At 42.2% G+C, this 24,960-nt stretch carries 21 protein-coding genes; 2 read left to right on the top strand and 19 right to left on the bottom strand.

Going from position 1 to position 24,960, the window contains the following annotated elements:
* Positions 1–21: 21 nt before the first annotated feature.
* From BEP19_RS05560 to BEP19_RS05515, 9 genes are all read right to left on the bottom strand, one after another.
* Positions 22–951: an alpha/beta hydrolase gene (locus BEP19_RS05560; protein ID WP_120188855.1), complete on the bottom strand. Its 930-nt coding sequence runs from the start codon at positions 949–951 to the stop codon at positions 22–24.
* A 120-nt stretch (positions 952–1,071) separates the two neighbouring features.
* Positions 1,072–1,536 carry a hypothetical protein gene (locus tag BEP19_RS05555; RefSeq protein WP_120188854.1) on the bottom strand — a complete coding sequence of 155 codons (465 nt, stop codon included), beginning with the start codon at positions 1,534–1,536 and terminating at the stop codon, positions 1,072–1,074.
* Positions 1,537–1,674: 138 nt separating this feature from the next.
* Positions 1,675–2,625, bottom strand: coding sequence for a hypothetical protein (locus tag BEP19_RS05550; protein WP_120188853.1), 951 nt, complete (start codon positions 2,623–2,625; stop codon positions 1,675–1,677).
* Positions 2,626–2,659: 34 nt separating this feature from the next.
* Entirely contained in the window at positions 2,660–3,403 is a 744-nt protein-coding gene (locus tag BEP19_RS05545) for an AAA family ATPase (RefSeq protein ID WP_120188852.1), read from the bottom strand.
* A gap of 447 nt (positions 3,404–3,850) precedes the next feature.
* A complete protein-coding gene (locus BEP19_RS05535; RefSeq protein WP_120188850.1) occupies positions 3,851–5,458 on the bottom strand; it encodes an L-lactate permease in 1,608 nt (535 codons plus the stop codon).
* Between the two features lie 175 nt (positions 5,459–5,633).
* Entirely contained in the window at positions 5,634–6,713 is a 1,080-nt protein-coding gene (locus BEP19_RS05530; protein ID WP_120188975.1) for an acetamidase/formamidase family protein, read from the bottom strand.
* 401 nt (positions 6,714–7,114) lie between these two features.
* Positions 7,115–7,606 carry a DUF4367 domain-containing protein gene (locus BEP19_RS05525; protein ID WP_170145277.1) on the bottom strand — a complete coding sequence of 164 codons (492 nt, stop codon included), beginning with the start codon at positions 7,604–7,606 and terminating at the stop codon, positions 7,115–7,117.
* A 154-nt stretch (positions 7,607–7,760) separates the two neighbouring features.
* Entirely contained in the window at positions 7,761–9,032 is a 1,272-nt protein-coding gene (locus BEP19_RS05520) for an FtsW/RodA/SpoVE family cell cycle protein (protein ID WP_170145276.1), read from the bottom strand.
* Positions 9,029–9,364 carry a PadR family transcriptional regulator gene (locus tag BEP19_RS05515; protein WP_120188974.1) on the bottom strand — a complete coding sequence of 112 codons (336 nt, stop codon included), beginning with the start codon at positions 9,362–9,364 and terminating at the stop codon, positions 9,029–9,031. Before BEP19_RS05515 ends, BEP19_RS05520 begins: the two co-directional genes overlap by 4 nt.
* Positions 9,365–9,892: 528 nt before the next feature.
* On the opposite strand from BEP19_RS05515, the gene BEP19_RS05510 reads away from it, so the two are divergent.
* The gene (locus BEP19_RS05510) at positions 9,893–10,210 is read left to right on the top strand and encodes a hypothetical protein (RefSeq protein ID WP_120188847.1); all 318 of its coding nucleotides are present in this window, start codon (positions 9,893–9,895) and stop codon (positions 10,208–10,210) included.
* A gap of 89 nt (positions 10,211–10,299) precedes the next feature.
* On the top strand, positions 10,300–11,742 hold the full coding sequence (allB, locus tag BEP19_RS05505) for an allantoinase AllB (RefSeq protein WP_245983381.1): 1,443 nt from the start codon (positions 10,300–10,302) through the stop codon (positions 11,740–11,742).
* Between the two features lie 362 nt (positions 11,743–12,104).
* On the opposite strand, the gene BEP19_RS05500 is transcribed toward allB, so the two are convergent.
* The 10 genes from BEP19_RS05500 to BEP19_RS05455 form a co-directional block, all read right to left on the bottom strand.
* Positions 12,105–12,725, bottom strand: coding sequence for a GNAT family N-acetyltransferase (locus BEP19_RS05500; RefSeq protein WP_120188846.1), 621 nt, complete (start codon positions 12,723–12,725; stop codon positions 12,105–12,107).
* Between the two features lie 139 nt (positions 12,726–12,864).
* On the bottom strand, positions 12,865–14,745 hold the full coding sequence (gene htpG, locus BEP19_RS05495; RefSeq protein WP_120188845.1) for a molecular chaperone HtpG: 1,881 nt from the start codon (positions 14,743–14,745) through the stop codon (positions 12,865–12,867).
* 264 nt (positions 14,746–15,009) lie between these two features.
* Positions 15,010–17,145, bottom strand: a complete 2,136-nt coding sequence (locus tag BEP19_RS05490) for an ATP-dependent Clp protease ATP-binding subunit (protein WP_120188844.1) — start codon at positions 17,143–17,145, stop codon at positions 15,010–15,012.
* Positions 17,146–17,436: 291 nt separating this feature from the next.
* The gene (locus BEP19_RS05485; RefSeq protein WP_120188843.1) at positions 17,437–18,669 is read right to left on the bottom strand and encodes a CynX/NimT family MFS transporter; all 1,233 of its coding nucleotides are present in this window, start codon (positions 18,667–18,669) and stop codon (positions 17,437–17,439) included.
* A 71-nt stretch (positions 18,670–18,740) separates the two neighbouring features.
* Positions 18,741–19,436 (bottom strand): response regulator transcription factor, encoded by a 696-nt coding sequence (locus BEP19_RS05480; protein WP_120188842.1) that lies wholly within the window; start codon positions 19,434–19,436, stop codon positions 18,741–18,743.
* A 21-nt stretch (positions 19,437–19,457) separates the two neighbouring features.
* Positions 19,458–20,891, bottom strand: coding sequence for a sensor histidine kinase (locus BEP19_RS05475; RefSeq protein WP_120188841.1), 1,434 nt, complete (start codon positions 20,889–20,891; stop codon positions 19,458–19,460).
* Between the two features lie 15 nt (positions 20,892–20,906).
* A complete protein-coding gene (locus tag BEP19_RS05470) occupies positions 20,907–21,659 on the bottom strand; it encodes an ABC transporter permease (protein WP_120188840.1) in 753 nt (250 codons plus the stop codon).
* Entirely contained in the window at positions 21,646–22,380 is a 735-nt protein-coding gene (locus tag BEP19_RS05465) for an ABC transporter ATP-binding protein (protein WP_245983380.1), read from the bottom strand. The genes BEP19_RS05470 and BEP19_RS05465 overlap by 14 nt, the downstream gene beginning before the upstream one ends.
* A 74-nt stretch (positions 22,381–22,454) precedes the next feature.
* Positions 22,455–23,720, bottom strand: coding sequence for a hypothetical protein (locus BEP19_RS05460; RefSeq protein WP_120188839.1), 1,266 nt, complete (start codon positions 23,718–23,720; stop codon positions 22,455–22,457).
* A 152-nt stretch (positions 23,721–23,872) separates the two neighbouring features.
* Positions 23,873–24,835, bottom strand: a complete 963-nt coding sequence (locus BEP19_RS05455) for a helix-turn-helix transcriptional regulator (protein ID WP_120188838.1) — start codon at positions 24,833–24,835, stop codon at positions 23,873–23,875.
* Positions 24,836–24,960 lie beyond the last annotated feature (125 nt).

The following is a 24,960-nucleotide window of genomic DNA, read 5'->3' as shown; positions in this document are numbered from 1 at the left end:
AGCCCCGCAAGGAATCAAAACCTATTCTTTTAAATAAGCATTAATCAATTCAAACGTTTCTACACTTTCCTCCGCTTTCGGGAACGCTTTTAGGAAGCCATGAATCGTACCCTGCACTCTTTCAAACGTAACGGGAACACCTGCTTCTTCTAATCGCTTTCCGTAGGCCTCGCCTTCGTCCCGCAGCACATCTTTTTCGATGCTAATCACGAGCGCCGGCGGCAAGCCGCTTAAATCCTCCGCGCGAATCGGCGACGCGTAAGGATGTTCGCCATCTTTGCGATCTTTCACATAAAGAGCCCAGTAATGACTCATCTTAATGTTGGACAAACCGTAACCAAGCGCATTTTCTTCATATGATGGATAGCGAGATGTCTCGTCTTTCGTATGGTAATCGGTGATCGGATAGATCAACACTTGCTTGGCGATTTTCGGACCACCTCTGTCTTTGGCCATTAAACAAACGACCGCTGCTAAGTTTCCGCCAGAGCTATCGCCTGTAACAAATAAATTGGATACGTCTCCATCGATTTTATCCGCGTTTTCCGCTGCCCATTTTGTGGCCGCGTAACAATCCTCGGGAGCTGCTGGAAACGGATTTTCAGGAGCCAAACGATATTGAACCGAAACGACTTTACAGCCTGTATTTAATGTTAAGTAACGGCACAATTCATCATGCGTTTCAATACTTTGCAAGACGAATCCGCCGCCATGGAAGAACATAAGGATCGGAAACGGTCCTTCCCCTTCTGGGGAATAGACGCGGATCGGAATATCCCCTGCCGGTCCTGGAACTGTAAAATCTTCCATTTTATGAACAGCTGGACGCTCTTCTACTGGTGTGAGCACATCATGCTCCACCTTACGAGATAATAACATTTCCTCCGGCTTTTCCGGTTGAGCCGTTGGCATGTTGCGAATCGCTTCTTCTATATGCGGACGTAACGACATATGCTTAATCCCCTCCAAAATTTACTTTCGTCACTTCCTATTATAAGGTCTTTTTGACTTTGTATAAAGTACAAAAGGGATTTCGCGTCTATTTTGAACACAATCTTGAATACACGCGCGTTAAAAATGCATCCCGGCCACGATGACAGGGACTTGCTTCACCATTTGTTCGTATCGCTCTAATTCTTCGCCCTCTAATACCTGATCCAATGGGGTCAAGAGAATGTAGTAGCTGCCTTCATGTTCCTTAATTTCTTTAAACTGCGTCAATGATGGCTTCCCTTCTGCTTTAATCGCATCCCATTCCGCAGCGCTCATACCGATGATTGTCATCAACGCTTGTTGTTTTGTTGGATCTTCTGAAGGAAAAATAAAAACGGTTGTCCGCTCCTCTTCATCTTCCAAAATTTCCACACGAGCCCAGTCCTGCGGTAAATCTAGCTTATAGCTATCAAATGAATTCGTGTATTCCTTATCTAGCATTAGCCGTTCCCCTTGTGGTTCATTGCTGGGTCCTTTTTCCTGGCATCCTGTTACAGACAAAGCAATCACACCCGCCATAACAAACATCATCCACTTTCTCATCCTATTACCCTCCCTAAATAAGCCAACATAATGCCTTATCATACCTAATTTTGCGCCAAATTTAAAGATGATACATGGTCCGATTCCGCTTAATATAAACTAAAAAAAGGCATCCCTGCGTCGGGCTGCCTTTCCCAATCACTCTTTAAAAGTGACGGCGGCTACGTTATTTTTGACGGTATCGATTTCGACAATCATACTGTGGGGCGCATCGCCAAGTGTCGCTCCGTATTCCAATGTCAACGTATCATCCGTCCGTTTCCCCCCTGCGAGACGGGGCGCCAGACCTTTTAGTTGTTCGGCCATCTCTTTCGTAATTTTCACATCGCTACCGTCTACATCTTTCTGATACCAGTCACCGCGTCTTTTCCAGACAAGTTCTTCATAAGAATGAGCGCGGTACCACTCGCCTGCTTTTTTATCAGCTAACACTAACGCTTTAGCCTGTTCTGAACCCATCACTTTTCGATCGCCCAAGATTTCAACCGATGACTGAACCGCAAGCTGCGGCAGCGCGTCGAATTGTTGTGTCATCTCATCTACGTTACCGCCTGGAATAGCGGTAACATCACCAATCATGACTAGAGCTTTAATGTCATATTTTCCTGTCGGACCCGGGATCTGTTGTTGCCTTAAATCAGATTCATAATCAATCACAAAGTCGGTCACTCGCTGGTCCCACTCAAAATGTTGTTCAAGGATCTCGTTCGGTTCCAACGTATACACCCGTGTATTATCGGAACCCCCCCCTTGCTTTCCCTCTATCTTATCTACAGCTTGAAAATTCCCAAACCATTTTTCTGCTTGGTGCTGGGCAAGCGCATAACTTTCCCATGCCAGGCCATCGTCAACGATCAACGTGATCGGCTGCGATTCGTCATTATGATTCGTTATCGTCACAACAGCCACAACCATTTCATCTTCCGCATACGTCGCTTTATCTAATTCAAGCTTCATTTCAACACCGTCGATTTCCGCTTGGGGGCCGCTTTGTTTTATGGGATTGAGATCCCCTGGACCTTGCCCCTGATCCTGACAACCTACAAGCAATAAAAAGACGGCGCTAACTATCCAGATACTTCTTATCAATTTGCATTACCCCCATTCTAATTAGTCTATTTGGTTATTCATCATAATCGGCACGAAACAGTTCCTGCAGGTACCGCTCCCTTCCATTTAGAAAACCTTTTGTAATCCGATAATGGTCTGTATCCTCGTATTCAATCTTTTCAATCGCTTGTTCGTCGAAACTAAAAATATGAGCGTTCGGATAACCAAGTAGAATCGGTGAATGGGTGGCAATGATGAATTGCGCCTTCCTCGTTTGTACAAGCTGATGAATTAATCTTAAGAAAGCGAGTTGTCTCGCAGGAGATAACGCGGCTTCGGGTTCATCTAATAGGTAGATTCCTCGTGAACCAAATCGATTCAAAAACAAACTTAAAAAGGATTCTCCGTGAGACTGTTCATGCAATGATTTTCCGCCGTAACCGTGATATTGAAATGTAGGGTCTTCTTCCGCAAGTTGATCTAGATGGGAAGCAAATTGAAAATAGCTTTCCGCCCTAAGGAAAAAACCTTGTTTTATCTTAGGTAACCAAGAAAGACGGAGATAGTTTCCTAGCGAAGATTCAGTGGAATTAACCTCATAGGTATTATTGACCCCGCCGCCAGCAGTATTAAATTCGCATTGATACGCGATCGCCTCAAGCAAAGTCGACTTTCCAGTCCCATTTTCCCCGATGAAAAACGAGACAGGCTCCGCCAACACAATGGAAGTTAACGTTTGGATGGTTGGAATCGTGAAGGGATAGGAATGAGCATCTTCAATTCTATCCTTTAATAACTCAATTTCGCGTAAAAACATCATTCTAGCTCCTTACTGCAGGTACCACAGATTCTAGATTATTTGGACCCCATTGTAACATACTAGCAACTTGTTTGTAATCATTACCGGAAGATGAGAATAAGTGAGATTTTCGTGAGTTTAGCGCGGGAGTTCGTGAGAATAGTGGCGCTTTTCGTGACTTTATTAAAGGATTTCCTGAGTTTTGAATCGGCATCAGGGACCGTCAACTGGACACGAGGGAAAAGTGTATCTCTACTGATATATTGTTTATCTATGTTAAATCCTAGTGAGCAAAAAAGGTGCAGGGCGATTTTACCCGTGACTGTTTGACCCAACCATCGCAAAAAGAGGCTCCTCTAAGCCCCCTTTTCATAAAAAGAAATTTCCTAACCTATCAATTCTCATGCAAAAAAACTTGCGCTTCCAACTGTATGCTGCAACAATTGAAAGCGCAAGCCATCTGCCCTAGAGACCCATTCCGAGTCCGATCAGAGCAAACGCGAGAATACCAACGAGTAAGCCCTGTACAATGTTATAGACGAGCGTTACTTTTAATATTTCGCCTTCTTGACCCGACAAGCCAGAAACACCAGCTCCTAAGGCCGCATTACCTGGAGAAAACGAGTTAGAAAGCGATGAGCCCGTTGTCTGAGCAGCTAAAATAATCGTTGCTGAGATGCTCAAGATCGTTGCCACCTCATATTGCAATCCGGTAAATAAGATGTTGGAAGACGTCCCCGAGCTTGTCACGAATCCTCCCAAAATACCAATGAACGGAGATAACAATGGAAACAGCGAGCCCGTTGCTACGGCAATTCCGTAAGCTAAATATGTGGTCAACCCGCTTGCCGTCATCAATACGGCCATCATCGTCATCGAAATGATCGTAGCTGTTGCTCCCAAAGACTGATTCAATGTTCTTTCCCAGGCTGTTTTAAATGCCCCTTGCGGTAGGAAACCCTTTGATTTGTAGTATGCAGCAGCAAGAATACAAGAGACGACGATCAAGGTGCCTGGTGTTGTTAAAATTTTAAGAGCGGAGTATTTAGCCGCCGCCTCTTGAGCGTAACCAAAGGAGGTAACTGTTTCCATAAACGGGAGACCCAACTGAAACTGATCCAAAAATGTTTTGACTGGGGCGATTAAGTAAACAGCAAACACGACGACAATCAAAATGATATAAGCCGAGAATGCGTCTATAAAAGACTTCCCCGCAACTTCGGGGTCCTCTTTCAATGGCGGAGCATCCGCTGCAGGACGGTAGGCTTTAAATTTCGGCAAGACAAAGCTTCCCGCGATCAACCCGACGCCTCCCGCAACAAAACAACCAACGTTTGGTGAAACGAAACAAGTGGCAATCAGCGCAAGTCCCATTACAATGGATAAGAAAAGAACAGCTACTGTTCCTTCTCGAAGCGCCGCGCCTTTACCATAGTTGTGTAAAATACAGAATCCTGTAATCACACCGCCGAAAGCGATAAAGATCGAGCCCCAAAACGCCATCGGAGCCGCTTCAACCGGACTTAAAGATAGTAAAACCGAGTAAGATGCTCCAAGCGAACCAAACGTGATTCCCCAGGAGTGTCCGAGCAAGGTCGTTACCACCGCTGTAATCGGGCTAAAGCCAAGACCAATCAACAACGGCGTCGCAACCGCAACCGGAACACCGAATCCACATACTCCTTGAACAAACGTGGGGAAGGCCCATCCCAAAATCAACAATTGCAACATTTTATTTCCGTTTGTTAATTTTGTAAACGTGGCGGCAATCACTTTGAAACTGCCCGTTAAGTCAACAATGTTATACATATACATCGAAGACCAAATGATAAACAGGACAAAGATGGTCGTCCAAAGCCCTTTCGCTGTGCCACTTGCAACAACTTCAATTCCACCGCCAAACGTAAAGTACGCAACCGCTAACGCCACCAACCAAGCAATCACACCGGCGCGAGCGCCGCTCATTTTGAAACCCATCATTAACGTCAGTACAACAATAACCGGGAGAGCAGCCAGTCCCCATGTGAGGATCGACAAATCCGGAAGACCGACTTGCGTCATATCAATACCCATAAACTCCTCCTCATTTCCCTTACCCACATTTAATATTCCCACTCTTTATAACTTTCTGAAAATAATAGGCAGACGACTCTCTCGCCATTGTGTCAAGTTTGTAATGTGTAAGAACCCCTCCTTTCGGAGATCGTAACAGGAGGGGTTCTTTATATCATCAGAGTTAGTTGGTTAACTAAGATCTTCTAGTTGGTTTTAAAGCTTGTTTTGGGATCGTAACATGGACCCCTAACTTGTGGTCAACCACTTGTGTCACCCCGAAGTCAGCCGCAACACTCATGAACGAATACGCGTCAAAACGGGATAGACCATAGTAATTTTGAACAAAGTTTAGCATTTCGTTAGAAGCATTACGCATGGCCACGTTCAAATCTACATCAAACCCGTGCGCCACCCATGTTGAAGCCGTTTCCAAAACAGGAGATTTCGCGCTGAAATCTTTGCGCAATGTCACGCGAATTAAGCAGTCCATCGAAGCCTCTACCGCAGTTCCGCCGATTTCACTATCCCCTTGCGCCAAGTGACAGTCTCCGATCGATAATAGAGCGCCATCATTGAATACCGGATAGTACATCGTTGTTCCTTCCGCAATCCGCCAGTTGTCCACATTACCGCCGTGCAAACCTGGAGGAACCGTGCTAATTTTGCCCTCTTCCGCTGGACAAACACCGAGTGTACCGATATGTGGGCGGGCTGGAATTTGCATGTTTTCTAACGCAGGCACACGCTCAACCGTATCTGGCTCGATAATTTTCCCGCGCACTGTATAGGCCCCTGGGTAATCGTAAGCAAATTTTGCTGTGAGCCATTGCTCTTCTTCATCTAGTTCATAGATCACGACACGCGTTTCCTCATTAAATTCTTTAAATAAGTATCCCCACGGCGCTAGTACGTTGGAACCGTACGGCATTCTCGGTTTTAATTTCAAAATTTCAACTTGTAACGTATCGCCTGGTTTAGCGTCTTTCACGTAAATAGGCCCTGTTAACAAGTGTGAACCCGGATTTCTATCCTCATATGGAATTGATTCGTAAATCTCTCTGCTCACATCATCTAACAAAAGATCAGGAGCATAACCCGCATGGTGCGTAATCGTTTCCGCGTAAACGAGGTCGCCTGAGTTGATTTCTAAAACAGGTGGTAAATCTTTTGAGAAGTATCCCCAGTGTACGGTTGCTGGATTAGCCGGTAGATAATGTAATTTTGTATCCTTACCAATCGCTGCTTTTAGATTTTTCTTATCAAGTGTTAACATGATTTGACCCCTCCCAATTTTTGTATTCGTATCCCTAAAGTTCTCTAACACCACGGCGATTTGGCTCAATCGCTTTAACCAAAACCAACTAGAATATCTTCCTCCTTTTTACAATTTTTAGTATGTTTAGGAACTCGTTGTCTATATCCAATGTAAAGCGCACAGAAACATCTGTCAACCGTTTTTTGAAAATTCTGCATTGTAAGCGGATTAAATCCATTTTATTTCAGGAATTTTTCGCAATTACCTTACAATGTTATAAAGATCGATTAACATTGTTTCAACTAGGCAGATCAATGTTTATTTCATAAGTATTGCTAAAGTCGAATTTTAGCGGATTTATTACGTTGTTGAATCAAAAAAATCGACCTCTATATGAAGAGGCCGACTTCAGATGCGCGTTACTGCATCGAACGGGCGGTATTTAACATGTCGTCTTTTGTCAATCGTTCGCTGTACATGTACAATAAAGTACCGTCTTGAATCCATTGCAACCAGTAGAACTTTCCGTCCGATAACAAGCGTCCATCGTTTCCACTTATATTAACTATTTCCCCCTGATCTTGAATGTAGCTCATACTTTCAGGCGCTTCTCTTTGACGGATGTGTAACAGTTCTGATTGCTGGTGATCCTGATAGGTGAGGATAAAAGTATCCGGAATTTCATCAATGTTTCGACTTTCCACCTTAACATTGGATAGCCATTTAGACTCAAGTTGAGGTGTAAATGTTTTAAAGTTCATTTTTTTACGAATCTCATCGACTTCAGAATCGCCATTTACCGAAGGCTTTTCAATGTCCTGACTAGGAATATCTTCTGAAAAAGCTGTCATAGTTAAATTAAATACAACAATAGGAATGACCAAAAAGAGAAGTCCCACTTTTTTAATCATGTAATCCTCCATTCATTCTGTAGCTAAGATTTATCCTATTGTGCGCTTGTAAGATGATTATTATCTATTTTTAGGAAATTCACTAATGGAAAGAGGGCTACAATGTAAACATGAAGAGCCGATTCCCTACAAAATGTATAAAATATCGGCTATTTCAATCAGCTAAAACCCAATCTTTTCTGCGATAAATGCTCAAAATCAACCCCACCGCCATCATTTGCAATAAAAATTCGGTACCGCCGTGGCTAATGAATGGCAGACCATTCCCGAATTCAGGCAACAATCCAAGTGACATTAAAATTGTGCGCATAAATTTTACGACGAAAATCACAATCAATCCCTTAGTCAAGATTTGACCAAACGGATCACGAACTTGCTTAGTAATGCGAACCATTCTTAACAAAAATAGAGTCACCAATCCGCAAAGCAAAATTCCGCCCACCCAACCAAATGCGTAAACAAAATATGTAAAAGTAAAATCCGTATGGGCATAAGGTAATTGTTCATGGGCGGAAGTAAGCCCGTGTCCCCACCACCCCGCAGATGAAAACGCTTCTTTAATTTGAATGTAAATCCAGTTTGATGGATCTTTGCTAGGATAAGATTGCTCTGCAACAATATAAGCAACAATTAATCCCAATCCTACAATGAGGGATGATACTACTATACACTTCTGTTTTCGAGTGGCTAAAGATGCAAAGAAAACAATTAAAGAACAAGCAGTCCAAAGAAACAAAGAATTAAGATCCCTTGTAGATAAGTAGATGATCGAGGGCGTAAACATGAGTAGTAATATCTTAAAAACAGAGTCCAGCTTTCCCCAATCCCATTGGACCAAAATTCCAGATAATGCAATGACGAATAAATAAGGGCTCAAATGTATTGCGTTTATTTTTGCAATACCGATATCCCACCTCGGTACTCCATTAATATAGCCTCCTCTAAAAACGAAGGATAGAAAAAGAATGAAAAGTGAACCAAAATAAAGGTAATAGGAATATTTCTGCAGCTTTCGATAATCAAAAAAGAATATACATGCTGCGATACCGATCCCAATAGCGGCCGCAACTGCTTTGTTTAAAACTAACGAAGTTTGATGAATCCCGCTCGATTGACTATGCTCGATTGAGTACATTACCAGCAATCCAACCCCGATCAAAGCGAGCGCCATCCCTAATAAAGACCAGTCCATTCTCGGTTTGTATCTTTGGTGAAATTGCTTGCCAATCAGGCTCGCATCACCCATTTGCTCAATCGCTTTATCGATCGCTTTCGCTTGGGGCATTCCTTCTTCAATGAGATCATCGACCATTTCATCAATATGACTTCGCAATTCCTCTTGTATCTCAGCATGAACTTCTTTGCATTTTATTTGGTTACAAACGTCTTGGATGTAATGAGTCAATTTCGGATCCGAGTAACTCACGCATGACCACCTCCAATGACATGATCTAGCGCTGTTCGAAATGTCACCCATTCCTGTTTCTTTTCTTTGAGTTGTCGTTTCCCTTTATCTGTAATCCGATAGTATTTTCTTCTGCGGGTCCCTTCTTGTTCACTCCAAAACGATTCGGCATACTGGTCCGTCTCCAACCCGTGTAAGATTGGATACAGCGTTCCTTCTTTAAATGAAAAAATCCCACCCGAACTTTTTTCGATCTCTTTAATCATCTCATAACCATACATTGGTCGCTCATTTAAAAGGGTTAAAATCAGAATCACCGTACTTCCTTTCAGGAGCTCTTTATTAATTTTCATCTTTTCCCTCCTATACATCGAATATCTAGGCATCGGTATCCTAGGTATTATCATACAGGTACACTCGGTATAATTCAACCCATAAACGGTATGTCGAAAGTTTGTTATTTTTAATTAGTCGATTAACTAACTCGTGCCTTATTTCGACTTTTTTATTGAAAACAACGCTAGAACACCTATAAACTGGAGGATTTCCAGCTTCATCAACCAACTCTACTCCAACGGGTCTATCAGATTCCATCTTATAAAATCAAGCTTTTCCTTCTCTTCACTCGTTCCATTAGGAATTTATCATTTCAAAAAATATGAAGCGTTTTATTCACTGCCTCATTTTGTCGAATTTGAAAATAATTTAAACAGTCGATTAACTAACTCCTTCCACCATTCGACAGCGCTCAGCTTTTTTAATCTTGAAATTGTCTTCGTTGATAGGTTTCTTCTGCTCAATTCTTATAACGGAAACAATTTATTAACAGGACTAACCCGCCCAGAATAAACTGATCATGAGCTAAATGAGGAGGTATTCAGATGAGTACAATGAAAGTGACAATAGAATTAAATAAACAATCAAAATTTGAATTAGAAGCATTAGCTTTGGAGATGGGAATCACGATTGAGGAATGGTGTTCATTGGCAATTGAGCATCATATATCGATGCAGAAATCAATCGAAGAACTATCTGGTCAGATGGGGTTCGCGTTGCAAAATTTGGATTTGGAACTGATGACAAATCAACTCTTCTCCTTCTTCGAAGAAGATGATCAACTCGTATTGGATGATGGCGAACCAGCCGACAACATGATAATTCCGTCATTCAAAGCATCCACCGTGAAGGATAAAGAATAATTAACGGAGGGAAGGTTCACAGGAGCCTTCCCTCTTTTAGCTGAAGCGGAACAAGTTGGATTGTTGTATAATAAGAGGAACAAAAAACAATGATTGGAATTGGTGAGAAAGGCGGATTTCAAATGAAATGGGATCAGATTATACGAGGCGGAACGCTTGTTACTTCACAAAGCGAATTTACTGCTAATATTTACATTAAAGATGGAAAAATAGCGGCGATTTCGCAAGAACTATTGGAAGGTGGCGCCAATGAAGAAATAGATGCAACGGGATATTACGTCCTCCCAGGACTAATGGATACCCATATTCACTCTCGCGATCCAGGTCCGACGCACAAAGAAGATTTCTTTACTTCCACACAGGCAGCAGCGGCCGGCGGGATTACGACCGTATTTGATATGCCGAATACGCAGCGCACCATTAACAGCGCTGAAAGCTTCCACGCCCAAGTCGACAACTTAACGCCGAAAGCCCATGTTGACTTTGGGTTATGGGCCATTTGTTTAGGGGATCTGAATAATAAGGAATTGCAGGGACTAAATGAAGCGGGCGTGATTGGTTTTAAGTTTTTTTGGGGCTATGCCATTAACAGTAAGACCTATCAGTTAGAATACAATTACACGCCAGGTATGCCTGACGTCATCCCTCCCCTACATGATGGACAAGTGTATATGATCTTTGATGAAGTTGCTAAAACAGGCAAAGTGTTTGCAATTCATGCGGAGAATAATGATTTAATGCAGTCGCTCACTGAAAATGTGGCCAATAGCGGGCGAACCGACTATGATGCGTTTCTAGAAGGTAGACCTCCGTTGGCGGAGAAAGTAACGGTGGCCACGGGAATTTCCTTTGCTGAAGCAACAGGGGCCAGATTACATATATTACATGTTAGCGCGGGAGATTCGGTTGATTTGATCGAACAGGCGCAACAACAAGGATTGCCAATCACCGCGGAAACATGTCCTCAATATTTATTCCTGACCAATGAGGATTACGAACGGATCGGCCCGATGATGAAAATTTACCCTCCCATTAAATACCGCGCGGACCAAGAACGTATTTGGCAAGGACTGCAAGACGGGGTATTAACCATTGTTTGTTCGGACCATGCCCCACATACAATTGAAGAGAAAACAGGTGACTTGTGGTCAATCCCTGCGGGAATGGCTGGCGTGGAAACGATCATCCCTCTTCTACTTAACGCTGTCTCTGAAGGTCGATTAACATTACAGCAGATCGTTGCCTTATGTTCCGAAAACCCGGCGAAGCAGTACGGAATTTATCCGCAAAAAGGGTCGTTTGTCATTGGCACTGACGCCGACTTCACCATCGTTGATATGAACAAAACGGGCGTCATCGACCGCCAAAAATTACACAGTAAATCAAAGAACAGTGGTTATCATGGCATGGAAATCAAAGGTTATCCTGTCGCTACGATTGTGCGCGGACATACCGTCATGAAAGATGGCGAGATTATCTCTGCTCCGATTGGACAAGTTGTCCTATCTCCTTCAATAAAAAGAAAAGATTAAGAGGACTACTTAACAAAGTAGGGTCTGCTCGTTCTTTTTTGATGTATCCACGTTTTTTGCTTTTTAATGTTTTAAAAATGAACTAGAAAATTGTAGCTAGGGCTCCGTTATTATAATAGGTCCGTGACTGAGGTCTTCATCTTTTACGATATGTAACGGCGCTTGTTGGCACAAATGGTCCGAGGGGAAAGGTTTAACCTATTTGGTTGCGTTGAAAACCTTCTCTCGGACTTTTTTATTATTGGCAGAAGGTTACCATATGATTAGAATTGATTCTTTGACAAAGAGCAGCTTTTGTCAAATTTCCCATTAGTTATAACGTAATAACCTGTTCAGTTAAGGAATGAAAGCTAACGATACAATCATACCTGCTGTTCATGCTTGAAAAGGTCTTGAAGATAGTCGATCCCCCTCCACCTATAGAAAAATGAATCGCGTCGACAGAACATCAAGAGAGCTCGTTTACCTGGTAACACGATTTCTTGTTGCGGTTCAAATCCACATTGTTCAAAAAGTTGAATCTCCCTTTCATTTCGAATATCTGGCTCTGTCACGATCTTATTTGCGCTCGAGTGACGGTGGAATTGAAAAGCAATCATCGCCCTTAACAACGGAAGAGCATATCCCTTTCCTAAAAATTTTTGCGGTCCGAACAAAACCCGGATCCCTCGATCCCCCGACTCCACTTCATAATGTTCACCTATAAGATCCACTTGGGCGCAATACGTTTCCCAATAACTCATCGCTTCATTGTCTAAGTAGCCGATCCATAACGCGCGATGAAGGTCTGCAAGTAGCATTTGGAAATGTTGTCTATATTTTAAAAAGCAGAAATTTTGTCCCCAAAATGGAATCAGATGACTTTGTTGATGCCAAAGATGAAGTCTTTGGGTATCTTGTTGTAAATTAGCAACCCGAAATGAAATTTTCCGATGAATCATTTCATCATAAACGCGAAACGTGAATAAATTCTGTGACGACATGCTGCATCAACTCCTTCTAAATCTTATGCGCTACAAGTGATAATAGTTATCATTATCATAATTAGAAGGATAGCCTAATTGATAATTATTGTCAATTAAAAAAGCCATCCCTCTAAGACAGAAGGAATGACTTTTCAATTTAAACCATAATTTTGCAAATGTTGTTCGTAAATTCAAGAGGGTCTTCCACAGGCAGCCCTTCAATTAATAGCGCCTGATTGTACAACACGTTTGTATATAAATTAAATTTATCTTGATCATTTTCATAGGCTGTTTTCAACGCCGCGAAAACTTCATGGTTTGGATTGATTTCTAAAATTTTGTCGGCTTGGACTTGTTGGTTATTCGGCAATGAATTTAGGATCTTTTCCATCTCAATCGACATCTCCCCTTCTGTCGCTATGCAGACAGGATGACTACGCAGTCGTTTCGAAAGACGAACATCTTTCACTTTGCTTGCTAAGATCTCTTTCATTGATTCAAACAACTCTTTATTTTCCTGATCATCTGTCTCTGTTTGGTCTGTGTCATCCGTCTCAATTCCGAGATCGCCGCTTGATACTGATCGGAACTCTTTTTCTTTATAGTTCATTAGCATACGAATCGTAAATTCATCGATTTCATCGGTGAAATAGAAGATTTCGTACCCTTTATCGGCAACGAGTTCTGTTTGAGGCATTTTTTCAATTCGATCTATGGAATCGCCTGATGCATAGTAAATATATTTTTGCTCATCCGGCATCCGCTCAACGTATTCATCAAGAGAAACCAATTTCTTCTCGTTGGAGGAATGGAACAAAAGTAAATCTTGCAACTTATCTTTGTTTGCGCCATATTCATTGTAAATGCCAAATTTAAGCTGTCTACCGAATGCTTCAAAGAATGTTTCATATTTCTCGCGATCATCCTTTAACAAGCTCTTCAATACGTTCGTAATTCTCGTTTCAATATTACGCGCGATTGCTTTTAATTGACGATCTTGTTGCAATATTTCACGCGAAATGTTCAGAGATAAATCCTCAGAGTCGACCATCCCTTTTACAAAACTATAGTAGTCTGGAAGCAATTCCGCGCATTTGTCCATAATTAAGACACCGCTAGAATACAGTTCCAAACCTTTTTCATATTCCTTCGTGTAAAAGTCAAATGGCATTTTCTCAGGAATATAAAGAATCGCATTATAGCGGATCGCCCCATCCACGCTAATGTGCGCATGCGCTAAAGGCTTATCAAACCCGTAGTGTTTTTCCGTGTAAAAATTTTCATAATCCTCATCGGTCAGTTCGTTTCTATTTTTGCGCCAGATCGGAACCATACTGTTAATGATCTGCTCTTCAGTAACCTCTTCAAACTCATCTTCAGTGCCTTCTTTTAATCGACTGGTTGTTACATCCATTTTAATCGGGTAACGTATGAAATCAGAGTATTTTTTAATGATCGATTGCACCCGATATTCATCGAGATATTCCTCGTACTGCTCGTCTTCCGTATTTTCTTTGATTTTTAATGTAATTTCCGTGCCGACTTCCGCTTTTTCAGCCGGTTCAATTGTAAATCCATCCGCTCCATCGGAGTGCCATTTATAGGCGGTCTCTGCTCCCAACGCTTTACTGATCACCGTCACTTCATCGGCAACCATGAATGCGGAATAAAACCCAACCCCAAATTGACCGATTATATCGTAGCCATCTTTTAACTCATTTTCACTTTTAAATGCGCGCGAGCCACTTTTTGCGATCACACCAAGATTGTTTTCCAACTCTTCCTTGGTCATCCCAATCCCAGTATCGGTAATTTTCAATGTTTTGTTTGCTTGATCCGCTTCAATTCGAATAAAATAGTCATCTTTATTAAACATGAGCGAATCATCGGTCAATGCTCTATAGTAGATTTTATCAATCGCGTCACTCGCATTGGAAATTAATTCCCGCAAAAATATCTCCTTGTTCGAGTAGATCGAGTGAATCATCATTTCTAACAATCGTTTTGATTCTGCTTGAAATTGTTGTTTCACAGTCATCTTATGTACTCCTTTCAGTTTATGTATATTGTTAGCACTCTAGATACTCGAGCGCTAACCCCTGTATATTTAATACCATATTTTATCGCGTAGGTCAATATTAGGGGCTGATCGCCCAACGAAAATCTCCTTTCTTCAGCTGAGACCACACCATCATTCTACAGAATATAGGGGCCATTAACAATTTGTGTCTGGGTCCCAATGACCGTTAATTTCCCTTTTAAAAAAGCAGATGAGTTTTTACTCATCTGCTCGTTACACTAACTATTCTATTTTTTTTACTTGTAGCTGATCATTGATAACATCGATTTCAATTGATTGAACATTGTCTTGATCAAGTATTAGATCGGTCACGCTGTCTTCAATGTGTTGTTGAATCGCTCGACGCAATGGACGAGCTCCGAATCGAGGATCGTAGCCAAGCTCGGCTAATTTCTCTTTTGCCCGTTGCGTAATCTGACATGCAATGTTTTGTTGCTTCATATTAGCCATGACTTCTTTAAGCATGATATCAACGATCTCCACAAGGTCTTCTTGATCAAGGTGACGGAAACGAATAATTCCATCAAAGCGGTTTAAAAATTCGGGTCTAAAGTAACGATCTAGGCTAGAAATGAATGTTTGATTTTGTTCTTCATCCGCTCCAAAGCCGACCGTTACTTGTCTCTCGCTTGAACCTGCGTTACTCGTCGCAATAATTACGGTTTCTTTAAAATTAACCGTTCTGCCTTGACTGTCTGTCAGACGACCATCATCTAAGATTTGCAAAAACATATTTTGTACATCAGGATGGGCTTTTTCAATCTCATCTAATAAGATGATGCTGTAGGGATTACGACGCACTTGCTCGGTCAGCTGTCCAGCTTCCTCATGTCCAATATAACCAGGAGGCGAACCGATTAATTTAGAGACAGAATGCTTCTCCATATATTCGCTCATATCTAATCGAATCATCGCATCCTTCGAGCCGAATAGTTCTACCGCCAATGATTTACTTAATTCGGTTTTACCCACCCCAGTCGGTCCGATGAAAAGGAAGGATGCGATTGGGCGATGCTTTGGTTTAAAACCTGCCCGACTGCGACGGATAGCTCTCGCCACATGATCAACCGCCTCCATTTGACCAATTACCTTCCCACCTAGAGATTCAGCAAGATTTTTCATTTTAGATTGTTCATCTTGTTGCAGTTTTTTAACAGGAATCCCAGTTTTTCGTTCAATTAAGTCCTGAATATGTTCGATTTGAACAGCTGCTTTCGGCGTCTCTACATCGGTTTGATTTAAATTATCCAACAGCCGGGTCTCTTCGTCACGTAAACGAGCCGCTTTTTCGAAATCTTCTTGTTCGATCGCCGCTTCCTTCTCTTTTATTACAGCATTAAGCTTAATTCGTGTTTCATCACTATTTGGCTTTACTACCTGTAAATTTAATTTAGAACCTGCTTCATCGACGAGATCAATCGCCTTGTCTGGCAAAAAACGATCCTGAATGTATCGATCAGACAATTCAACGCAAGCCCGCAACACATCATCCGAGTATGACACCTGGTGGTAATCCTCATATCTCGAACGGAGTCCTTTCAAAATCTCTACTGTTTCATCAATTGTTGGTTCACTCACAATGACAGGTTGGAAACGACGCTCCAGAGCCCCATCTTTTTCAATCTGACGATATTCGTCAAGGGTTGTCGCTCCGACGACCTGCAATTCACCCCGCGCTAATGCCGGCTTTAAAATATTGCCTGCATCCATCGAACCTTCCGCTTTACCGGCTCCAACCAATAGATGAAGTTCATCGATAAACAGGATCACATCTTGGCGCGCTTGCAGTTCGTTAATGACTTCTTTCATTTTTTCTTCAAACTGACCACGAATTCCTGTTCCGGCCACAAGCGAGGCAACATCCAGTGTATAAACGATCTTGCCAATTAATTTAGATGGAACATTCCCTTCTACAATTTGCAGGGCTAGTCCTTCTGCAATCGCAGTTTTCCCAACCCCTGGCTCACCGATAAGGACGGGATTGTTTTTATTGCGTCGATTTAAAACTTCAATCACACGCTCAATTTCCTCTTCGCGACCGATTACAGGGTCTATCAGCCCTGCCTTTGCTCGATCGGTTAGATTGTTACCAAGCTCATCTAAGATTCCCCCCGCTTGTTCAACAGACGCGCTCGGCGCAGCGACGGAAGAGTTGCCCTTCATGTTCATTGGAGATAATCCAAATGATTTAAACAAATCATTCATGCTGGAGAGAGAATTTTTTCCTAGGCCAGCTCCCGCTTGATTCCGAAGTTGAACGTAGCATGTTTGGCAAATGTGGAGTTTTTGTTGTTGGTGGTTAAGTTGAACATTTAAATAAATTTGAGCTTCACGTTGTTGACATCGTTGACATTTCATATTTGCTGACCTCCTTGGTTATTTGTTATTTTTAAAAATAAATTACAATCTTACTTCGCTATCAATTCACAGGTCTTCAGACAGCGCAGTTTCTTTTCCGTCAAGCAAGCTTGAATGACTGTACAAGAAGTAACAAAACGGGCTCGTTTAACAGATCATTCAACCTTGTCCTTGACCATCTTTGACCTTATGGATTCTATTATACACTGACTATCTCTGACCTTCAAGCGTAAAATGTAGAAAAAGAGAAAAAAATACGCTTTATTGTAAATTATAAAGCGCACTTTTCGTTCAAACATCGTCTATATATCGATTTCTTCCCGCCCCCATCCCAAATATAAAAAGCAAGATCGAGGCAACAACTAAAATCATAAGAGGGGCTGTCCAACTGTTTGTTACATCGCGAGCATAGCCAAACAGAGCGGGACCTGACGCGGCTAACAAGTAGCCGAACGCTTGAGCCATTCCTGAAAGTTCAGCCGATTGTTGCGCATTTCGGGCCCGCAATCCAAAAAACATCATCGCTAAACTAAATGAGAAACCAGCCCCGACCCCTAAAATGAGAATGGAGATAACCGTGACCCGCATACTCCCAAGCATAATGCCCAGTGTTCCGCTCAAAGTCAATACGAAGCTAATCATGACGAGCAACCGCTGATTGACCATCCTTCCAGCGACAATAGGAACGATGAACGTAAATGGCAATAAAAATAACTGCATTAGCGACAACAACCAACCAGATTGATCCGGGCTCAGCCCACGTACTTTCAAAATCTCAGGTAACCAAGCGATCAGGATGTAAAAAACCATCGATTGCAGCCCCATAAAAAACGTTACTTGCCAAGCTAATCTGGATCGCCACACATTCACATTCGATTTATCAATCTCAGAATGAATCGCCGCTTGCCCTGTCTTTTGTCGGCGTGTTCGGTTCCGAAAAAAAAGAGGAGCCCCCCAAACGAATAAGGCAACAAAACTCAACATCCCCCACACACTTAACGCTCCACGCCAACCGAGGCCGACGCCAATCGCCAGAGGAACGCTTAAACCCGATGCAATCGCTCCAAGCACATTCATCGAAATCGAGTAGACACCTGTCATCATACCAATTTTTCCCGAAAATTCCCGTTTAATGAGACTTGGTAACAGCACATTTGAAACTGAGATCGCCAACCCTAGGATTACCGTTCCAACGTAAAGCGCCGTAATCCCTGACAAGGAACGCAGGACAATGCCAAGCGTCAAAAAAAACGTCGATACGAAAATAATCCGCTCAAGGCCGTATTTTTGACTTAAGCGAGGCACAAACGGGGAAAAGAAGGCAAACGCGAGCAGTGGTAACGTCGTAATCATACCTGCTAATGTATTGGAGATGCCCAAGTCCTGCTTTATAAAACCAATTAAAGGTCCCACAGAGGTTAAGGGAGAGCGTAAATTCATGGCGATAAAAATAATTCCCGCGATCATCATCCAACCGGCTGTCTTTTGAACATCCGAAATGGATCGCGTTGCCTGATTTCTCATAGATGATCCTTCTCTCTTCATAGAAATAAAAAATGGAAGTCCCTTTTAGCAAAAGGTCCTCCCTCTTCATTTTACACGATAAATTTATACCCTGCTCCCCAAATCGTCCGAATATATTGTGGCTTCGATGGGTTCTCTTCTATCTTTTCACGAATGCGCGCAATATGCACGGTCACGGTAGAGGCATCCCCTAACGCATCCATCCCCCAAATTCGTTCAAAAAGTTCTTCCTTACTATACACGCGATTCGCGTTTTGGATCAAAAAAAAGAGCACGTCGAACTCTTTATGCGCCATCGTTACTTCTTCCCCATTCAAGAGAACTTTACGCGCTTCTTTTTGAATTTCTAAGCCCCTTATCGAGATTCCCTCGCCATCTTGTCTGCCTCCGAATCGTTGTTTCATTCTTTCAAATTTATTTATGTGAGCCTGCGCGCGAGCGACTAGCTCTCCTGAGCTGAACGGTTTCGTAATATAATCATCGGCTCCAAGCCCAAAGCCTTTGATCTTATAAATCTCTTCAGCTCTAGCAGATACGAGCAAAACGGGTATATCCTCTTTAGCGCGAATGGTTTGCAACAATTCAAAACCATCGACTTCCGGCAACATGATATCCAAAATGACAAGTTGAAACGATTCATCGTTGATGATCTGTAACCCTTCTATACCTGTATGGGCTAGCGTCACAGCATACCCGCTTAATTCCAGGTAATCCTTTTGAAGTTGAGCGATGCTATGATCATCTTCTACGATTAAGATCTTTTTCATACGTATCCCCGACCCTTACTATCACTTTTTCAACGAAATTAACATCCGCGTTCCTTCCCCCGCTTGACTCGTCACCCAAATCTTGCCCTCATGACCTTCCACAATTTGTTTGGCGATCGCCAATCCTAAACCACTGCCGGCGTCCCCTTGCCGTGAGGAATCAGCCCGATAAAATCGCTCGAATATGTGCGGCAAGTCTTGTTCAGGAATCCCTTTTCCATTGTCTTTAATCTCAATAATTGCTGAAGTCCTCGTTTCTCGCAACTTAATTTCCACTTTTCCACATTCTTGATCCGCGTATCGCCTCGCATTGTCTAAAATGTTTTGAATAACGCGCTTCATTCTTTCGCGATCTATTCGAATGGTAAGCGGCTGTTGCAACTTATTGGCCAGCGTCAAACGAAGCCCCGCTTGTTCGAATTCGTAACGATGATCGGCAACGCAATCATCAAAATAAGCGGCAAGATCAGTTTGTTCAAAATGGTATGGAAGTTGATTCATATCCAATTTAGAATACAGCAACAAATCATCGATCATTGCATTGACGAGCATCGCTTTTGAACAAACCGTTGCCAAGTATTCATTCCTTTTCTCTGGCGTCGAAGCAACGCCGTCCATAATCCCCTCAATATAACCAAGGATCGATGTGACGGGGGTCTTTAGATCATGTGAAATACTAGAGATTAAAAAACGCCTGTTGTCATCGTATTTTTCCTGTAGATAGAGCGACTCTTTTAATCTAATTCTCATCGATTCCAGTGAGCGGCATAATTCCCTGACCTCACCTTCGCCCTCCTCGGCAATCCCACCGCTTAAGTCTCCTTCACTCATGTTGACGGCGGCATCTTTTAATCGAGCGACAGGCCCAATAAATCCACGGGCGAAACGATAGGAAACGATGAAATTAGTGATAAAAAAGGTGAGTAAAAAGAAACTAACAGTGAAAATACCGACATAAAGGTAGAATTTTGTTTCCAATTGGACTGGTGCTAGGAACAGCGCGGTTCCTTTATCGCCTGATGGTAACGCATAGTCGGTTCGAGCAAATAGTCGCGTTTTAGAACCTACTTCAATCGTCTCGAACTCAGAAGCGTGGTCTGATAACAACAAGGCTTTTTCCAGATCAATTGAATTGAATTTTCCGCTCGCAAACACTAACTTCCGATTTTCAAAAATCACGGTATCGATCTCTGAATTTCTGACTTGTTCAGACAACTCGTGTTGCAGCTGCGGCTCTAACAGTTGTTCAAACTCAAGCCCTGAAGCGGCATTTTTTAATTTGGCAAGCTCCGCTCGAACTTCCAAAATTCGTTTCAGATCTTGTCCCCCGATGGCTTCAGGACCAACCGCCCGTGTATATACCGCAATAAACACTATCACAGCCAGTGCCGTGGCCACAACAGAGATCAACACCGCCAAAACATTCATCGTAAAGAATCGCTTCGTTAATTGCATAGAGAAACTACCTTTCTATATCTCTTTGCGATCAAAGAGATAGAAACCTGCTGTAAAAAACATTATACCACTTCCCAACATGATTAAAATCTGTCTAAAAATTTTAAAACCATTGATCGTTTCCGAAATCCACAGCGAATACCAATCAAACATACTCGTAATAAAAAAGCTGGAATACGAGGCGAAAACGATGCCGAGCGCGTTAAACAAAATGAACACAATAATAGAAAGGAAAAAAACGGCCAAACCGCCGCGCAGTAAATTCGATAAAAACACAACGAGTAAAGAAAATATAAAAACAGGTAAAAACGATGACAGATAAGCAAAGAGGACCCGTGTCAAACCAAGCAAATCTGCTGTTGATGGATTGAACAGTAATCCTGCAATAACCGATATAATCATCACAAACAAAAGATTGGCAAGAATAAACAAAGCGAGTGTTGAAACTTTAGCGCTAAAGACCCCAAATCGGGAAACCGGTCGCGTTAATGAGATTTTCATCGTGTTCGAAGCAAACTCGCCATTAAACATGTCAATCGCCACAAACGTTGAAAACAGAGGTAAAATTGTATAAATCAGAATGGATAAGACCACTAAAGGAAATTCAGCGCTGCCGACAATGCGCAAACCAAAGCCATGTTTAATAACCGTGACCGCAACTTGACCGACGGTGACAGCAAGAATGGATAAGATCGCAGCCGCGATAATTTTCTTCTTTTTCGATAGTTTGACAAGTTCAATTAAAAAGGCGGCTTTAAACCCGGGCATTTCTGTCCACCTCGCTCACAAAATAATTTTCTAATGAAGCATAGTTCGCGAGGATGTTTTTTGTATAATCAATATTGATTAGCTGTCCGCTATAAACAACACCAATTCGCGTACACGTCAACTCGACATCGTGAATCAAGTGGCTAGAAATGAAAAAAGTCGTCCCTTCCTCTTCAGCCAGCCGCTTAATTAGTTTTCTCATGTCCAACATACCCTCAACATCGAGCCCATTTAACGGCTCATCTAAAATCAACAATTTCGGTTTCGATAAAATCGCGGCGGCAATCCCTAATCGTTGTTTCATACCAAGCGAGAACCCTCTCGCCTTTTCTTGTTTATACTGGATTAATCCTGTCAGCTGCAAACATTCATCGATTCTTTGCGGATCGACGTTCGGATAAAAATTTGCAAACAGCTTCAAATTATCATAGGCCGTCAAATAGGGGAAAGATTCTGCTGTCTCGATCATGCAGCCAACATGTTGCATCGCCCCCACATAATCTTCAAGAATACTCGTTCCGAAAATTTTCACATCGCCTTGATCGGGTTTGATTAAACCCGTCATCATTTTCATCGCGGTCGTTTTACCCGCTCCGTTTGGTCCCAGGAAGCCAAATACATCACCTGGATCAACAGAAAGGTTCAAATCCTGAATTCCCCGTCCGTTTTTGTACATCTTCGTCAATCCGACAATCTCCAATGCTTTCACATCCGATTCCAACTCTACCTCTCCCCTTTCTCTTTGTTACATGATTTGCCCTCAAGCGAATGATCACCTGAGGGCCTGTTGTTTTATTACTCTTCAAATACGCGATTAAATTCCTGATCGTAGTTTTGTCGTTGGTTGGAACGGTAGGAATGCTCATCCATTTTTTCTACGCCTAGATCTAAATAGAGCTTCCCACTGCTAATATGAATTTGTCCATTCTCTTGTTTTCCTGTTGGTGTTGTGTACGTAAATAGCGGCATGGAACCTGAATGTTTATATTGGAAACTAAACTCATAAGGATCATCGTAGTCAGCTTCAAAACCAGGTTTGATCGTTTCTTTATAGGTTCCAGATACGTTTTTATCTTCTATTTTCGAAATTTGCAACGATCTTTCACCAATCTTCACGATTTGCCCGTCCTTTTCGATCACGATGTTATTTTTATAAGTACCAATATGCTTTGCGCTTAATCCATTGTAACTACTGACCGTTTCAACATCCGACCCGGCTAAATTCGGCGCGGCAATCTTTGTGCTTCCGATTTGCGATAAATTAAACACAACTTGCAAGGAAAATTCGCGCTGCGCTCCATTTTTGTCTTTTCCAGACAATATGATTTCACCCGTCAGGTGTTCCAATAAACCCGCCTTGTTTTCAATCGCGGTTCCTGTCACCTTTTTAACGAAGATATCACTCTCGATTTCTTCTACTTTCATATCAGGCCCGCCATGACGGTTTTGATCGCGTATAAATTGCTTCACACCAAACGAAGACACAGCGTTAACGATCGCAGGCACTTGTGTGGCAGATAAACTACCCGAGTACAATTTACCGCCTTCCGCGCGCTCTTCAGCTTGGACATGTTCTTTTAAATTGCCAATCATCGCGTCAATAATCTTCTCCATTTCTTGAGCCCCTTGTTGTTTAAAAGGGTTGTCGAACATGTGATACATTTCCCGCTCTGGATCATCGGAATAATCAGTGACATAATATTTGTTCTCGGAACCATGTTTCGAAATACTTTGTTTTACATCGCTGTAAATATAATGGCTCTCGCTCTTTCCGCTACCATATTGTGTAACAGATTCGTTTTCGGTCATCCGCTTCGTTTGGTCCTCTTTCATCACATTCGACATTTGAACGAGCGTTCGATCGTTGTCTTTGATCGATACCAACATCTCCACCGTATAGTTGTCCATACCCTCTTCCATTTGCGCCGCCGTCGTTTTCACGGAAGTTTTCAGTCGATCATAGCCGGACCCGAGCAACGCATCGGCAAAGGCCGTGGAAATAAACAAACTGGCTCCGACCGTAAATGCGAGCGCTGTCATTCTTTTTTTGCTACGTTTCATCTTAATGCTCCTTCTTTTTTATATTTTCCTCTTGAGAAGCTGTAATGGCTCTCTTACTCTAACTTGATTATAATGAACGGCTCTTGAATCGATCTAAATAAAAGATTAACAATTTATTAAATCAAGTAAAAAGGCCACTTCCTAGTGGCTCTTTACGTTTCGTAGATGATTTTTCCAGTTTGCGATAAGTTGTAGCCGCCAAGCGCGTTAATTTCCTGCTGAAAAGCGTCGGAACGAATTACTTCCAATAATGCGCGAATAAACGGTTGATTTTCTGCTGTTTTTAAGATAACCAAATCATAACGTTCTTCGATCATTGGAATAAAATCAATGCCAACCATTTGCGCCGTTTTCTCAATTCCAATTCCGACATCCGCATGATCGTTCGCGATTCGCGTCGCCACACCAACGTGATTTGTTTCTTCCATATCATATCCTTTAATCCGATCGGGAGAAATTCCCTCTATCCGCAATTTTTCATCCAAAAGAATTCGAACCCCAGATCCCTTTTCACGATTGACGATCCGCGCATTCGCTTTTGTCAAATCTGACCATGTCTGAATGTTCTTAGGATTCCCTTGCTTTACATAAAAACCAGCCCACCGCGACAACAAATTGACAACGGTGTAAGAGTGACCTACAAGAATTCGTTTTACGTAGGGAACGTTGTATTCCCCTGTATCCCCATCAAATAGATGTGTACTCACAATGTCCGCCTCGCCTAAATACATCGCTATTAAACTATTCAGACTGCCAACATAAGAACGCAACGGGCGAAACGAACCGCTTTGCTTTTCCAGATGATTGGCTAGAATATCTAAACTTATATCTTGTCCACTTATAATCAACTGTCTCGCGGTAGATGGAACGCCTTGCCTTGTAGGTTGCGAAGTAGGGGCTGCAGCTGTGGTAACCGATGGCCCAACCGTCTTAATTTTTTTAACTGTTTTGGCCGCTTCGATATAGGCTTCTAAATCACGCGCATCTACGCGCATCTGTCTGCCAACCCGATAGGAGGGCAACTCTCCCTTTTTGATTAAATCATAGACCGTTAATTTAGATACTTTTAAAATTTGGGCAAGCTCTTCTGTCGTATATGAAATATGTTCAGTCATTTAGTAGCCTCCATAAAATTAACGCTTCATCTATTGTCCCCTTTTTTACGATACTTCACAATACTTTTCGTAAAATAAACACTTTACAATTAGATGGATCTAGTTATAATTAGTTATGTCTAGTT

This window comes from Ammoniphilus oxalaticus, from assembly GCF_003609605.1.
Taxonomy (GTDB): Bacteria; Bacillota; Bacilli; order Aneurinibacillales; family RAOX-1; genus Ammoniphilus; species Ammoniphilus oxalaticus.
Note: the sequence above shows the minus strand (reverse complement) of the source record. Positions and strands in the feature narration are given on the sequence as shown.

Bases quoted from the DNA above. Each gene is read 5' to 3' on its own strand.
- BEP19_RS05460 (WP_120188839.1), bottom strand. From the start codon at position 23,720: ATGAAACGTAGCAAAAAAAGAATGACAGCGCTCGCATTTACGGTCGGA.
- BEP19_RS05530 (WP_120188975.1), bottom strand. From the start codon at position 6,713: ATGTTAACACTTGATAAGAAAAATCTAAAAGCAGCGATTGGTAAGGAT.
- BEP19_RS05525 (WP_170145277.1), bottom strand. From the start codon at position 7,606: ATGATTAAAAAAGTGGGACTTCTCTTTTTGGTCATTCCTATTGTTGTA.
- BEP19_RS05485 (WP_120188843.1), bottom strand. From the start codon at position 18,669: ATGAGAAATCAGGCAACGCGATCCATTTCGGATGTTCAAAAGACAGCC.
- BEP19_RS05545 (WP_120188852.1), bottom strand. From the start codon at position 3,403: ATGTTTTTACGCGAAATTGAGTTATTAAAGGATAGAATTGAAGATGCT.
- BEP19_RS05555 (WP_120188854.1), bottom strand. From the start codon at position 1,536: ATGAGAAAGTGGATGATGTTTGTTATGGCGGGTGTGATTGCTTTGTCT.
- BEP19_RS05470 (WP_120188840.1), bottom strand. From the start codon at position 21,659: ATGCCCGGGTTTAAAGCCGCCTTTTTAATTGAACTTGTCAAACTATCG.
- htpG (WP_120188845.1), bottom strand. From the start codon at position 14,745: ATGACTGTGAAACAACAATTTCAAGCAGAATCAAAACGATTGTTAGAA.
- BEP19_RS05515 (WP_120188974.1), bottom strand. From the start codon at position 9,364: ATGAAAATTAATAAAGAGCTCCTGAAAGGAAGTACGGTGATTCTGATT.
- BEP19_RS05535 (WP_120188850.1), bottom strand. From the start codon at position 5,458: ATGGGTATTGATATGACGCAAGTCGGTCTTCCGGATTTGTCGATCCTC.
- BEP19_RS05475 (WP_120188841.1), bottom strand. From the start codon at position 20,891: ATGCAATTAACGAAGCGATTCTTTACGATGAATGTTTTGGCGGTGTTG.
- BEP19_RS05480 (WP_120188842.1), bottom strand. From the start codon at position 19,436: ATGAAAAAGATCTTAATCGTAGAAGATGATCATAGCATCGCTCAACTT.
- BEP19_RS05560 (WP_120188855.1), bottom strand. From the start codon at position 951: ATGTCGTTACGTCCGCATATAGAAGAAGCGATTCGCAACATGCCAACG.
- BEP19_RS05490 (WP_120188844.1), bottom strand. From the start codon at position 17,145: ATGAAATGTCAACGATGTCAACAACGTGAAGCTCAAATTTATTTAAAT.
- allB (WP_245983381.1), top strand. From the start codon at position 10,300: ATGATTGGAATTGGTGAGAAAGGCGGATTTCAAATGAAATGGGATCAG.
- BEP19_RS05455 (WP_120188838.1), bottom strand. From the start codon at position 24,835: ATGACTGAACATATTTCATATACGACAGAAGAGCTTGCCCAAATTTTA.
- BEP19_RS05500 (WP_120188846.1), bottom strand. From the start codon at position 12,725: ATGTCGTCACAGAATTTATTCACGTTTCGCGTTTATGATGAAATGATT.
- BEP19_RS05510 (WP_120188847.1), top strand. From the start codon at position 9,893: ATGAGTACAATGAAAGTGACAATAGAATTAAATAAACAATCAAAATTT.